The sequence below is a fragment of the Asaia astilbis JCM 15831 genome, assembly GCF_000613845.1.
GTDB lineage: Bacteria > Pseudomonadota > Alphaproteobacteria > Acetobacterales > Acetobacteraceae > Asaia > Asaia astilbis.
The window spans coordinates 18,725-33,483 of sequence record NZ_BAJT01000001.1; the positions used below are offsets into that span (position 1 = coordinate 18,725).

The following is a 14,759-nucleotide window of genomic DNA, read 5'->3' on the forward strand; positions in this document are numbered from 1 at the left end:
ATGCATCTTCTCTTTCGGGAATCGCATGATCTGGATGGGCAGGCCATGGCTGAGGATCTCGGCCATGATCCAGCCGATCTTGTTCTTCTGTCTTTTTCCGAAAGCGATCTGCTGGGGCTGAGTGACGTGCATGGCGCGCAGGATCCGGGCCTGCGTGTCGCGACGCTCTCGCGGCTACGGCATCCGATGTCGGTCGATCTGTATCTCGATCAGACCATCGCCCATGCGCGCTGTGTGGTGGTTCGCCTTTTAGGGGGCACAGAATACTGGCGATATGGCGTCGATGAGCTGCGTGCCCTCTGCCGGGCGCGTGACATCCCGCTGGCCTTCATCACGGGCGAGGCCACGCCCAACCCGGCCCTGAAAGCGCTTTCCACGGTTGGCGACGCCCGTTGGGAGCGTCTCGATAGTTTGTTTCGTGAGGGAGGCGCCCGCAATCTCCGCTGTGCGCTCACGCTTATGACGGCGCTCGCCGGCATGGGGGAAGACGACGGCGCCGAACCGGAGGCGCTGCCGCCGGCAGGCGTGTATCGCCGTCTTGGATCAGATCGCGCGCGTCGTGTGCTGCTGGTCTTCTATCGGGCTCATCTGCTCGCTGCCGATCTCGGCGGCATCGATGCGCTGGCGGATGCTCTCGACACGGCTGGACTGGGCGTGGATCTGCTCTATGTGGCGTCTTTGCGCGCACCGAGCGTCATTCCTTTTCTGGATCGCTGGATGGTGGAGGAGCCGCCAGAGATCGTGCTGAACGCGACGTTCTTCGCCGCACGCGGCGATGACGGGGCGCCTTCCGTGCTTGAAGCGGCACAGGTGCCGGTGGTGCAGATCCTCCAACCGAGCGCGACACTGGCCGGGTGGGAGAAATCGGGCAGAGGGCTGTCTCAATCCGATCTCGCCATGCAATGCGTGTTGCCTGAGCTCGATGGTCGGCTGACAGGCACGCCCATCTCGTTTCGCGACGAAGCCGCGCCCGGTTTGCCCGCAAGGCGTGTGGCGTATGCCCCGGGTATCGCCTTGCTGGTGCAGCAGGTTCGGGGCTGGCTGGCTCTGGCAGGACAAAGCCCGGCAGAGAGACGTCTTGCCTGGTGCTCTCCGACTATCCCGGCGCCGAAGGTCAGGCTGCTCACGCAGTCGGCCTCGATGGCTTTGCCAGCGTCGCGGCCATCACGTCTTTGCTGTACGAGGCAGGCTATGCGATCGCTCCTGTCGATGCTGCCTCACTCCCGGATGCCCTGTGTCGGGCGCCGATGCAGTCCGTTCTTGACGTAGAGTCATATCGAACCCTGTTCGAGACACTGCCGGAGCTTTCCGCCAGAAGGTGATTGCGGCATGGGGCGCGCCAGACCGCCCCGTGCAGGCGAGGTTTGTCGATCAGGGCTCACTTGTCATTGCGTTGCAGCCGGGGCGTGGCAAGGCCAGCGAGCGCAAGGCGCAGTATCACGATCCTGACGTGCCGCCTTGTCACGATTATATTGGTTTCTATCTCTGGTTGCGTTCCACACGGGCCCTTTCCGCGATGATCCATCTAGGGACACATGGCACGCTGGAATGGCTGCCGGGCAAATCTGTGGCCCTTTCTGACAGTTGCGCCCCGCCGGTTCTGCTGGGCGGTGTGCCGGTCATCTATCCTTTCATTGTCAATAATCCGGGGGAGGCTGCTGCTGCCAAGAGGCGGCTCGGTGCTGTGATGATCGGTCATATGACGCCGCCTGTTCAGCGTGCCGGGCTCGATACTGCCATGGCCGAACTCGAGCGGCTGATCGATGAATATGCCGAAGCTGATGGGCTCGATCGTCGACGTGGCACCTTGCTGCGCCGCCAGATCCTCGATCGTGCGGCCGATCTCGGGGTTCTGGCAGAAAGCGGCGTGGCAGAAAACGGCTCAGTGGGGGGCGACACCGATGACGCTGAGGTTCTGGCACGTCTCGACGCCTATTTATGCGATGTGAAAGACCTGCAGATCCGGGACGGACTGCATGTGTTCGGCAGCCCTCCACCAAAGCATGGCGCGTTGGTAGAGATGCTCGCGGAAACAGGCGCTTTGTCGAAAGAGGCGGTGACCGCGCGTCTCGATGCCTGTCCCGAGGCAGAAAGACGGGCTTTGCTCGCAGCACTGGAGGGACGTTTCGTTCCCCCGGGGCCAGCAGGAGCGCCGACGCGCGGGCGTCTGGATGTCCTGCCGACAGGGCGCAATCTCACCACCATCGATCCGCGTATGCTGCCAAGCCGTGCAGCCTTAATCCTGGCCCATAAGACGGCGGCGTTGCTGCTGGCGCGTCATATCCAGGAAGAAGGAGAGCCCCTGCGCTATCTTGTGCTCGATCTCTGGGGCAGTGCGACACTGCGCACGGGGGGCGAGGATATGGCGTTGGCCTTCCTGCTCATGGGGGTACAGCCGCTCTGGGATGCGACAAGTGGGCGGATTTCAGGGTTCGAGATTGTGCCGTTGAGTGCTCTGGACCGGCCAAGAGTCGATGTCACCTTACGCATTTCGGGCCTTTTTCGCGATGCGTTTCCGGGGTTGATCGATCTGTTCGATCAGGCGGCACGCGCTGTCGCGGCGCGCGAGGAATCGGGGGAATGGAATCCGCTCGCGCTCGATCCGGACACGTCGCGTATTTTCGGTGCGGCACCGGGGAGCTACGGGACAGGAATCGAGCAGAGTCTGACCGAGGGAAGCTGGCAGGAGCGTGACGATCTGGGGCGGCTCTACCTTGAAGGGTCCCAATGGAGCTATGGCGGTGGCGGTGAAGCGGTCTCCGATATTGAGGGTCTCCGCCGTCGTCTGGGACAGGCGGATATCGTGCTTCATATTCAGGATCATGCTGAAACCGATCTGCTCGACGGTGCCGATACCGCAGCCCATGAGGGGGGGCTCGCGGCGGCAGCGGCCCTTGCGGGTAATGCGCCAAAAATGATGCATGGCGATACCAGTCAGCCGGATGCGCCCAAACTGCGTGATGTCGCGCAGGAAGTCGCGCGTATCACCCGGGGGCGGCTGGCCAATCCGCGCTGGATTGCGGGCATGATGCGCCATGGCTATCGCGGTGCGGCAGAAATGGCGCGGGGGGTGATGGCGCTTGAGGCTTACGCGGCGACCTTGCCGACACGCTTCGACCGTCAGTTCGATCTGGCCTTTGCCGCCCTGCTTGAGAATGACGAATGCCTGGCCTTTTTCGAGGAACATAATCCTGAAGCTTTGTCAGACATGAAGCGACGCTTTGCCTCCCTGCGTGATCACGGGCTCTGGCAGCCCCGTCGGAACAGTGTGGCGCAGGTATTGGCCTCATGAAACCAGAGCAGAAAGGGCACTATCGATGAGTCGTGTCCTGATGGTGGCGGCACCCCGCTCGGGATCGGGCAAGACGACGGTGACGCTGGCGCTATTGAGCGCTTTCCGGCGGCGCGGCTTGTCGGTCCGGGCGCTGAAGACAGGCCCGGATTATATCGACCCGGCCTTTCATCAGGAGGCGACGGGCCTTCCCTGCGCCAATCTCGATAGCTGGGCCATGCAGGGCGAAGCTTTGGACAGCCGCCTTGCCCGTGCGGGTGAGGGCGTCGATCTGGTGATCGTGGAATCTTCCATGGGGCTGTTCGACGGACTGGCTTTGCCGGATGGGCAGCGTGGTGCGGCGTCCGATATCGCTGCGCGTTTTGGCATGCCCGTTTTGATGGTGCTCGACGCCAGTGGACAGGGGCAGAGCGTTGGCGCCGTCGCGCAGGGACTGGCCGAATGGGATGAGGCGGTCAGCGTCGGTGGGGTCATTCTGAACAATATTGCGTCTGACCGTCACGAGAAGCTCTGCCGCGCCGCATTGAGGCAGAACCTGCTTGGCGTCTTCCGACGTGACCGGGCGATCCTGCTCCCCGAGCGCCATCTGGGGCTGGTTCAGGCGCGCGAGCGGGGCGATCTGGCGGATTTCTTCGGGTCTCTTGCTGACAAGGCCGAAGCTGAGCTCGATCTCGATGCGATTTTTGCCCTGTCACGCCCGATCTCGCAGGGGGCTATAAAGGGGGGCTGTCTCATGCCGCCGCCGGGCCAGCGTATCGCTCTGGCCGATGATGCGGCATTTTCCTTCCTCTATGCCCATCTGGCTGAAGAGTGGCGTGAGGCCGGGGCGGAAATCCTGCCTTTTTCGCCTTTGGCAGATGAGGCGCCCGATGATCGCGCGGAGTGCTGCTGGTTGCCGGGTGGTTATCCCGAATTGCATGCGGCCCGGCTTGCCGCCGCTTTGCATTTCAAAGCTGGTATGCACCATTTTGCTACGACGCGGGCGGTGCATGGGGAGTGTGGCGGCTTCATGGTTCTCGGAGCCGGGCTCGAAGAGGCGAATGGCGCGCGTTACGAGATGCTCGGCCTGCTGTCTCACGAAACGTCTTTCGCTAAACGCAAGATGGCCCTGGGCTATCGACAGGCCTGCCTGTTGCAGGACTCCCTGCTCGGGCCGAAAGGGACGATCTTCCGTGGGCATGAATTCCATTACGCCCGGGTGACCGAGGCTGGGCATGATGCCGCTTTCGCCCGTTTGCAGGATGGTGAAGGTCAGGATCTGGGTGTGGCGGGTGCCAGAGAGGGACAGTGTCAGGCAGTTTTTTTCATGTGCTCGCCCGCCGGCAATGAAACCCGTCGCTAATGACATCTGACTTCTCGATCCTTCTGGCCCGTCATCCTCCTGTTCTGGGGGGCGACGGGCTTTGCTATGGGCGCAAGGAGATGCCCCTCGCGCCGGGCTGGGAGTCCTTCGTCTCGCGCTGGGCGGGGGAGGGACGCATTTACGCGTCTCCATCGTCACGGTGCCGTATGGCCGCTGAAAGAATGGGGGGGAGTGAGGGCGTCCAGACGGATGAGCGGCTTCTGGAAATGGATTTCGGCAGCTGGGAGGGCCAGAAATGGTCGGATATTCCCCGACATGCGCTGGATGACTGGGCTGAGGAGCTGTTCGATTATCGACCGGGAGGCGGTGAGGCCGTCGGGGAGCTTGTCCGGCGTGTGACCGCGTTCTGGGAGCATGTTTTTCAACAGGGTGAGTCCTGCCGTGTCGTCACTCATGGCGGCCCGCTGCGTGTTCTTCAGGCTTTGGCTGACAATCGACCGTTCCGGGCTGAAGACCCCGCACCGCCTCAGGGCACGGCAACTCTGTTGCATTTTTCCAACAAGAAAAGGTCCTTTGTTGCGCCGGAGATCGGCCTCCGTTGACAATGTGCAACAGAGTAATGAGGAGTGAGGCGTTCCTGAATCGTTTGTAAGGTTTGTCATGCTGTTACGCTCCCGGTCTCTCCTGCCATCAGTTGCGCGTAGGGGGCTTCTCTCGCTCGTTGCCACGACGTGTCTGATGTCCTGCGGGGCGGAGGCTCTGGCGCAGACAGCATCAGGTGAGGTGTCTACGACCCAGAAGAAGGCCCCTATTGCCACGAAAACGACCCGGCCTGTCGCCAAAAACAATGCGCTTCGTACGAGGCAGACCGCACCGGTCAGCACAGGCGATGTCGAGGGCGGGAACGAAGCGATTATCGTGACCGGCACACGCGAGATCGGCAAGAAGGCGCGTGACGCTATCGCGCCTCTCGATGTCATCTCGCACAAGCAGATTGCGGCGACCGGTCAGGGCACGCTGCGCGACGCCCTGGCGCTGCTTTTGCCGTCGCTCACGACGCCGACAGCCGGTTTCGATGCCGGTGCCATGACCGATACGATCAGCCTTCGCGGTCTCAACCCCAATGAGACGCTTGTGCTGGTCGATGGCAAGCGCCGTCACAACACGGCCAATATCTATTCGAATCCCGGGCCGCAGCAGGGCTCGACGGCTTCTGACATCGACATGATCCCGATGTCGGCCATCGATCATGTGGAAGTGCTGCGTGATGGCGCCTCGGCTCAGTACGGTTCCGATGCCGTTGCTGGTGTCGTCAATATCATTCTGAAGAAGCAGGCGCGTGGGCTGCACGTCCAGAGCATCACCGGGATCACGTCAGAAGGCGATGGCTTTCAGCAGGGTGTCTATCTCGATGGCGGCGCAAGCCTCGGCTCGCGCGGGTTTGTGCATATCAGCGGCGATTATGTGCATCAGGACCATACCTATCGTAGCGCTGCCGATAACCGCAGCAACACGTATCAGAACAACATTCTGAGCCAGCCACAGCAGACCCGTGAGAGCATTGCGGTCAATGCAGGTTATGATCTGACGGATACGATTCAGCTTTATGCCTTGGGCACCTACGCTCATCGTTACGCCGAATCCTATCAGAATTACCGTCTGGCCTCGTCTCTCAATGCTTATCCCGGATACAAGGCGATCTATCCGTGGGGTTATTCCCCGGTCGAGACGCTCAGTGAGGATGATTTTGAGCTGAAAGCCGGGATCAAGGGCGATTTCCGGGGCTGGCACTGGGATGTGTCGAGTGTCTATGGCCGCGATTATGACGATATCGGTCTGATCAACTCGGTCAATCTGTCGATCAACAAGGCGACAGGCCGGACGCCGACATCATTCGATGTGCAGGGGTTCAACAACCAGCAGTGGACGAATGACTTCGATTTCAGCCGCAAGTTCCAGTTCAGTGGCTGGCCGCATAGTGTGAACTTTGCAGGTGGCGCGTCTTATCGGTACGAGGGTTATTCCGTCGGCACCGGATCGCCTGATTCGCTCTATGGCAATGGTTCGGACGCGCTTGCGGGCACCAATCCCGGCAATGCAGGCAATTATTCACGCGATGTCGTGGCGGGTTATCTCGATATCTCGACCTATCTGGCCAAGGGGCTTCAGCTCGATCTGGCCGGTCGCTACGAGCATTACACCGATGTGGGGGATACCCAGAACGGCAAGGTCTCGCTGCGCTACGACATCACCAAGCGGATTGCACTCCGCGGCACGATCAGCAATGGATTCCATGCGCCGACGTTGGCGCAGAAATACTACTCCGCGCTCAACATCTCGCCGACGGCAGCGCGTGGCCTGATCGGTGCGGGCTCGCCCGGCGCACTGGCCAACGGATCTTCCGGCCTCAAGCAGAGCGTTCGACCAATGCTGAAGGCGGGTTCATCGTCGAGCCGATCCGCAATCTGCATGTCACGACCGATATCTATCAGATCAACATGCGTGACCGGATCATGCCGGGCGGCAACATCTCCGGTGCGACGGCGATCAACGCCATGAGGCTCAATGGTTTTGCGCTGCCCGATAACATCAGCACCTGGAACCAGAGTGCGATTACGGCCAACTGGTTCGGCAATGTTGCCAGCACCCGTACTCAGGGGCTGGATGTCACCGTCACCTATCTGACGAAGCTTGGCGCGTTCGGTCGGATCGACTGGGATGCGGCGATCAACCTCAACCGCACCCGCCTGTCGCATCAGGCAAACAACAGGCTGACCGGGGCGCCTTTGCTCAACGCGGCGTCGGTTGCTTACCTGACGACGGCCTATCCGCGGAGCAAGATCATCTTCGGCGGTAACTGGACGCATGCAAAATGGACTGTCGGCCTGCATGAAATCCGCTGGGGCCAGACGACCAATCAGCTGACCTACTATGCGCCCGGCCCCAACCAGTTCAGCACCACGAAATTTCTGGAATATCAGAACAAGCCTAAATGGACGACCAATCTGGACGTCAGCTATCGCTTCACGCCTCGCTGGAGCGCGACACTCGGCGGGAACAATATTTTTGCGGCCTTCCCGACCCGTGTGCCTGAGGGGAATCGCTATCTCGGTGCCCCGCAATATTACATGAGCACATCGCAGCTCGGTATTAACGGCGGCTACTACTATCTGCGCGTCAACTACGACCTCTGAACGAGGATTAACGACGTTTCTTTTATCGGCGCTGTCATCTGAGTGTTGAGCAATCATTTGTCATAATTGCTTGACATCAGATTTAACGGTGTTTTTTCCGCTTTCGAGAGGTTTTGTTTATGAATGCGGGAGAAAAATACGACCGACAGGGTCCAAAAAACTTGTCGGTTTCCTTACAACACCGTCATCCGATAACAGGGAGCATGAGCCAGACATTGTCTTCATCCGTCTTGCGCCTCTTTTCCGTTTGCCTTGCCGTGCCATCTCTCGCCGCGAGCGCCTTCGCACAGGAGGCAGTCTTGCCGCCTGTCACAACGGCTGAACATGGGGCGGTGGATGCAGGAGAGCTCCCCTCGGTTCAGCTTCAGACACCTCTATCGGAGCTGCATAAAGACACGACGGTAGCCCCTCTGCCCAAACCTGAGGCACTCTTCGTCGATCCTTTTGGGGTCAATTCCTGGTTGCGCGAGCATGGTATTGCCGTGCTGCTCGACAACACCAACGAAATGGCGGGCATGATCAATGCCCCGACCAAGGGTCTTGGACTGCGTCAGGGTGCGAGCAACACCGGCCAGTACTCGATGGAAAACGACATCGATTGGGAACGTCTGGCGGGATGGACCGGGTTTTCAACCCATGATGTCATGGTCGGTCGTTACGGTATTCCGGTCAGCCGCATGTTTGGCGATAACCTGAACCCCAGTCAGGAAATCTATGGCAGCGGTGGTAACGTGGTCGTCCATCTGGTCTTTGCCTATGGTGAAGAGACCTTGTTCGATGACCGGCTGAATATTGCGGCAGGACGCATGTCCTTCCTGTCCGACTTCTCGGCCAACCCGCTCTACTGTAACTTCATGAATAACGCGTTCTGCGGTAATCCGAAGGCGTCGAGCGACAACACAGCTCATGCGTCCTATCCGGATTCGAACTGGGCCGCGCGTTTTCGCGTGAGACCGACAGACAATACGATCTTCCAGTTTGGTGTGTATTTTACCCAGACACAGGCCATTTACGGCAACGCGCAGATGCGCACGGGCTTCAAGTTCAACGGTGCCACGATCGATGGCGAAGCCATGCCGATCGAGTTCATCTGGGAACCGCGTTTCGGACATGATCATTCGCTGCCGGGCCATTACAAGGCCGGGTTTGTCTATGATACGGCCGATCACAAAGACAAATACTATGATGGCAATGGCAATCCGTTCGCTCTGAGCGGTCTCGCGGCCCGTAACGTTCATGGGGCCTGGGCTGCCTGGGGATTGGCGGACCAGATGGTCTATCATCATCCCGGTCAGGCGCCTGATGCTGGCGTCACGCTTATCGGTGCGGCATATTTCAACAAGGCGCAGACGGCGACCCGTGCCGATCAGCTTTCCTTCGGTGTGCTGGATCGCGGGTTCTGGAAGTCACGTCCGCTCGACGGCGTTGGCGTCAATTTCTCATGGACGCATGTCTCTGACGATCTGACACGGACGCAGCGTCTCTATGCAATGCAGGGTATGCCGATCCCTGACGGATCTCTTTTCCCCCAGACCAGTGCCTATGTGGTTGAAGCGACCTACCAGATTCATCTGATGCGGGGCGTCACCTTCGCGCCGGATTTCCAGTATTATTTCAATCCAGGCGGTCAGACGCAGCTGAAGAACCAGGCACTCCTGGGCTTCAAAAGCCACATCGAAGTCTTCTAAGGGGAACGACCGGGCGTGCCCGGTTGTAAGCTTAACCCTCTTGAAGCACAGCGCCTCTTTTCGTTTGAGAGCCCTGCCTCAGGTCACGATCGAGCTGAGGGAGGGGAGTTGTGAACGCCGGGAAAGCCCGCCAGACGTCAGGAGGCCGCGTGAAGTGCTTTCCAGGCTTCTCTGGCCAGAGAGACTGCATGGAGACGGGCAGCGGCTCGTAGATCGGCGCGCTGATCATGAGCTCATTCGGTGCGTGCTTGTGCAGGAATCCGCGCATACCCTCGGCGATCTCCTCCTGAGTGCCGATCAGGGAGACACCCTGCAGGGTATCGAATTGATCGCTGACCTCGTGCGACCAGGCTGGTCTTCCGGTGCGACAGGCGGAAGGAGACGCCCAGGGCGACCGTGACGCAAAGCTGCGATGAAAAGACGCCGTGAGGTGGCCAGAAATTCAGCCTCTCCATGCGTGTCGGCAGCAATCACATTGACGGCCAGCATGACATAGGGCGCCTTGAGCCGTTCGGACGGCCTGAAACTTGAGCGATACAGATCGATGGCCTGCTCCATCATCTGGGGCGCGAAATGGGAGGCAAAGGCGAAGGGCAGACCGAGCGCTGCGGCAAGCTGAGCGGAGAAAAGCGAGGAGCCGAGCAGCCAGACAGGAATGTCCGATCCTGCGCCCGGCACGGCAGTCACCCCATTTGAGGCCCCTGTCGGCAAGAAATAATCCATCAGTTCCAGAACGTCTCCGGGAAACTGCTCTGCTGTATCGCCATGGCGGCGCAGGGCACGCAGGGTGCGCTGATCCGAGCCCGGAGCCCGGCCCAGGCCAAGATCGATGCGATCGGGAAAAAGCGCGTTCAGCGTGCCGAATTGCTCGGCGATGATCAGTGGCGCGTGATTGGGGAGCATGATGCCCCCGGCGCCGATCCGAATTGAGGTTGTCGCCGCAGCGAGATGCCCCAGAACGACACTGGTTGCCGCAGAGGCGATGCCCGGCATCGCGTGATGCTCGGCCACCCAGTAGCGATGATAACCGAGTTGCTCGGCATGGATGGCCTGAGCGCGCGACTCAAGCAGGGCGTCCCTGACAGTGCCGCCTTCGCGGATGAAGGAGAGATCGAGAATGGAAAGCGGTATCATTCGCCCGATATGGGGAGAGCGTCATCCCCGTGAAAGGGGCGCCTCTCCCTTCGTCAGAGCGCTCACGGTTTGGTGTTGCGCTCGTCCACCAAGGTCTCAATTGCGGGGCTTGCAGGGGAAGGTGCGGCAGCTGTCGCCGGGGCCGGGCTATGGGAGGCTTCCATAAATCGGTCGGCCAGTGCCCCGTAAAGCGCATGCTTGCAGATCATCCGCGAAACACCGAAGGCGAGGAAGGAGGTCGCCATCAGGGCGAGGGTTACCTGCTGATTGTCGCACATTTCCATGACAATGACCGTTGCAGTCAGGGGTGCCTGCACGACAGCCGAGAAATAGGCCACGGTGCCGAGCAGCACCACGGCGCCGGCTGTCGTATGCGGGAGATATTGCGCAATCCAGCCGCCAATCCCCGCACCGACAGAGAGCGACGGCGCGAAAATACCGCCCGGTATCCCTGAGCAGTAGGAGACGACGGTGGCGAGGAATTTAAGGACGAAGAACGACGCGGGATAATGCTCGGAGCCATCGATGATGGCGCGTGCCTGTAGGTAGCCCGTCCCGTAGGTCGCTCCATGCGAGACAAGGCCGAGCAGCGCCAGAACCAGACCGCAGAGGGCGGCGAAGATGATCGGATGGGCCTTGATCAGCGCGCCGATCCGTCCGGGGATGCCTCTGGAAAAGCGGATGAGGAGCGCCGAAAACGTGCCCCCTGCGATCCCGCCGACGATGCCGCAGGTCAGCACAGCGATCCACGCGGTGCCAATTGGCACATCGACATCGGTGTGACCGAAATAGGAGTAGTTTCCAACGAGGGCGATGGCGGTCACACCCGAGAGTACCACGCCGGTCAGCATGGTCCCGGATGTCTTCTGTTCGAAGGAATGGGAGAGTTCTTCAATGGCGAAGACGATTCCGGCCAGAGGCGTATTGAAGGCGGCGGAAACTCCGGCAGCACCACCGGCAAGGATGGCACCGCGTCGTGCGGCCACACCTGAAGTGCCGAGCAGACGCGAGAAGCCGTGCATAATGGCCGCCCCGACCTGAACAGTGGGGCCTTCACGACCGATCGAAGCGCCGACCAACAGACCAAAACAGGTCAGGACGATCTTTGCGAAGGCGATCCGGAGCGACAGGATACGATTGACGAGAGAAAAATTCTCGATGTGAAGCGTTGCAATCGTTTGAGGGATGCCGCTGCCCTGCGCGCCCGAGAAAAAGCGCCGCGTCAGCCAGGTGGAGAAGGCCAGCCCTGCGGGGACGACCACAAGCATCACATAAGGATCCCAGTGCAGCAGTTTTCCGCGGGCACGGGCAGCCCAGTCAGCCGTGCCCGCAAAAGACACAGCGACGACGCCTACAAGGATCGCGCCAAGCCAATAGGTCAGGGTGCGTCGCCATTGCGACGTCGTTCGGCGCGCCGAGCGGCGGAAATGCTGAATGCGGTTCTTTTGTCGCAATGCGGTGCTTGGGCGCATGACTTCTCGCCTGTTTGGGGATCGGGACGCACCGACCGATGTGGGACGCTCCTGCCAGCCCCCCAGGCGACAGGTCAAGAAACTCTCGTTTCAAAAAATCGTAACGGCGAGGGAGCCTGCCGGTTCGGACACAAAACGGTCTCAGGCGAGAACGGGAATACCGGTCTGTTTCGCCTTCTCTTCAGGTTCGACATGAATATGGATGATCGCCCGCCCGATATGGCGTCGCAGCGCATGTTCGACCTTGTCGCAGATTTCATGCGAATTCGACACGCTCATGGCCCCCGGAACGACGAGATGAAATTCGATGAAGCTGAGGCTACCGGCGGTTCGCACCCTGATGTCATGCGCTTCGATCGCCCCTGTGGCATTTTCGGAGATCACGGCCCGGATCATCTGCAGCGTGTCTGAGTCCGGAGCTTCATCCATGAGGCCTGCAATCGAATGTTTCATCATGTCAAAGCCGACACGCAGGACATTGATCGCCACCAGCCTGAGAGAAGGGCATCGAGACGCGCATAGCCGGTCAGGGGAATCAGGGCGATACCGATGACGAGGAGCACCGTCGTCCAGACATCGGAGATGACATGGCGCCCGTTTGCCGTCAGGGCAGGCGAGCGGCGCAGCGTCCCCTGACGCACCAGAATGAGACCCCAGACGAGATTGACCACACCGCCCAGCGCATTGAACACGATGCCGCTCCAGGGCGCGATCTCGGTATTAGGCGTCAGCCAGCTTTTCCAGGCGACCCAGGCGATGCCGATGGCGGTCAGGACGACCAGAACGGCCTCCGTCACGGCTGAGAGATATTCGGCTTTCTCATGGCCATAGGTGTGGTTGTGGTCTGCCGGGCGTTCCGACACGGTCAGCGCCCACAAAGCGCCAATCGCTGCTGCCACATTGATGATGGTTTCAAGCGCGTCCGAAAGAAGAGCCGAGCTGCCGCTGACGTGCCAGGCGATATATTTCAGAGCCAGCGCAATCAGGCTGACCAGCAGCGACATCCAGCCGAAAACGATCTTTTCCGGTCCCTTCAGCATGATCCTGCACTCCCACAGGAGGCGTCGCCGCAGGGGAAAGCGCCCCCGGGAGTTTCGATCTGGAACGTGGCATGACCGATGCGGAAACGTTTCAACAGCATCGCGCTGGCCTCACGCAAAAGGGTTTCGTGTCCTGAAGAGGAGGCTTCGCTGACGAGATGGACAGTGAGCGCGGTTTCTGTGGTGCTGAGCGACCAGACATGGAGATGATGCAGGTCCTCGACCCCGGGCAAGGCTTTGAGACTTGCGGTGACCTGATCGAGATCGATCTGGGCGGGAACCCCATCGAGCGCCATGTCGAGCGAGGCGCGGAGCAGAGACCAGGTTCCCAGAATGATCGATACGCAGACCACGAGGCTCACGATCGGTCGAGAATTGCCCAGCCCGTCAGCATGATGATGAGCCCTGTGATGACGACGGCAAAAGACATGACAGCGTCGGCTGCCATATGCATGAAAGCGCCTCGCAGATTGAGGTCGTCTTTTGCGCCGCGCATGAAGAGCAGGGCGGTCGCACCATTGATGACGATCCCGCCAGCAGCGACCAGCATGACCACCCGACCGGCAACGTCACCGGGGTCAAGGAGGCGGGTGATGCCCTCCCAGATAATGCCGCCCGTCACGAGCAGAAGCAGCACGGCATTGCTCAGGGCGGACAGGATGGTCGAGCGTTTCAGTCCGTAGGTAAAACGTGCCGAAGGCGCTCTTTTGGCGAGGCTATGCGCCAGCCATGCCGCGCCGAGGCCGAGCACGTCCGAGAGATTATGCCCGGCATCGGAGAGCAGCGAGAGAGAATGCGCAAGGAGGCCCCAGATGGTCTCGGCAATGATATAGGCGACGTTGAGCGTGACGCCGATCAGAAAAGCTGCCCCGTAATTCGAAGGTGTGTGAACATGCCCATGCCCATGCCCATGCCCATGCCCATGCCCATGCCCATGCCCATGACTATGGTTGTGGTCGGTATCGTGGTCATGGGTATGGTCATGGCTGTCACCGTGGTTACAGCTTCCCGTCCCCGGCGTCAGGGCGTGAGTGTGTTCGCCATGACCATGATGGGTATGGTCGTGTGGAGTTCCAGCCATGGGGGGTGCTTTCGATCGATCGTCGTCAGCAGCTTCTATACGTCATCGATCCATGACGCGCCAAGACCAACTGCGCCCGCTGGCGGAGGATCGTCCAGATTGAAGGAGCTGCGTTTGGAGGCTGGTGAAAGAGATCTGCAAAGTCAGGATCAGGAGTGAGACTGTTTCATTTGTGTTTCTGAATAAATAGGAGAATTTCTCTTCTATTACTGAATTTTTCTTCAGTATAGAAATATGCCCGATTTTCAGGCCTCTACAAAAGTCGATGAAAGGATTTGTCATTAAAGCAGCTGATTTCGTTATTGAATTATTGATCGCAGTGGAGTGGTATGTTTCGCGTGTAGAGCACTCTGCAATCCTTAATTATTTCTTAACTAAATCTGGTTTCCGCAAGCTGCCCTCGATGCGTCGGGACACCGAGATAAGGAACGAGAAAGCAGCATTTGAGGATATCCGGCGTGCCTGCAGTCCAAAGGGTCAGTCATGGAGCTCTGTATGATCCCGCCTTCTCCTCGCTGCATAGTCGTTCAGGCTGGCATTGTCGCACGACCTGAG

4 protein-coding genes and 5 pseudogenes are annotated in these 14,759 nt (G+C 59.9%); 5 read left to right on the top strand and 4 right to left on the bottom strand.

Annotated features, from left to right (window positions below; all coding sequences use genetic code 11):
• From cobN to JCM15831_RS00125, 5 genes and pseudogenes are all read left to right on the top strand, one after another.
• A pseudogene (gene cobN, locus JCM15831_RS15340) lies at window positions 1–3,292 on the top strand (cobaltochelatase subunit CobN).
• Window positions 3,293–3,317: 25 nt separating this feature from the next.
• A pseudogene (locus JCM15831_RS00110) lies at window positions 3,318–4,621 on the top strand (cobyrinate a,c-diamide synthase).
• Between the two features lie 12 nt (window positions 4,622–4,633).
• On the top strand, window positions 4,634–5,197 hold the full coding sequence (locus JCM15831_RS00115; protein ID WP_025821820.1) for a histidine phosphatase family protein: 564 nt from the start codon (window positions 4,634–4,636) through the stop codon (window positions 5,195–5,197).
• 58 nt (window positions 5,198–5,255) lie between these two features.
• A pseudogene (locus JCM15831_RS15345) lies at window positions 5,256–7,789 on the top strand (TonB-dependent receptor plug domain-containing protein).
• Between the two features lie 203 nt (window positions 7,790–7,992).
• Window positions 7,993–9,477, top strand: a complete 1,485-nt coding sequence (locus tag JCM15831_RS00125; protein ID WP_035773512.1) for a carbohydrate porin — start codon at window positions 7,993–7,995, stop codon at window positions 9,475–9,477.
• Window positions 9,478–9,774: 297 nt separating this feature from the next.
• On the opposite strand, the gene JCM15831_RS15350 is transcribed toward JCM15831_RS00125, so the two are convergent.
• From JCM15831_RS15350 to JCM15831_RS15360, 4 genes and pseudogenes are all read right to left on the bottom strand, one after another.
• Window positions 9,775–10,611: an LLM class flavin-dependent oxidoreductase gene (locus JCM15831_RS15350; protein WP_156938667.1), complete on the bottom strand. Its 837-nt coding sequence runs from the start codon at window positions 10,609–10,611 to the stop codon at window positions 9,775–9,777.
• 62 nt (window positions 10,612–10,673) lie between these two features.
• On the bottom strand, window positions 10,674–12,083 hold the full coding sequence (locus JCM15831_RS00135) for a chloride channel protein (protein WP_025821825.1): 1,410 nt from the start codon (window positions 12,081–12,083) through the stop codon (window positions 10,674–10,676).
• Between the two features lie 141 nt (window positions 12,084–12,224).
• Window positions 12,225–13,123, bottom strand: a pseudogene (locus tag JCM15831_RS15355) (cation diffusion facilitator family transporter).
• Window positions 13,117–14,204, bottom strand: a pseudogene (locus JCM15831_RS15360) (cation diffusion facilitator family transporter). The pseudogenes JCM15831_RS15355 and JCM15831_RS15360 overlap by 7 nt, the downstream one beginning before the upstream one ends.
• Window positions 14,205–14,759: the final 555 nt, after the last annotated feature.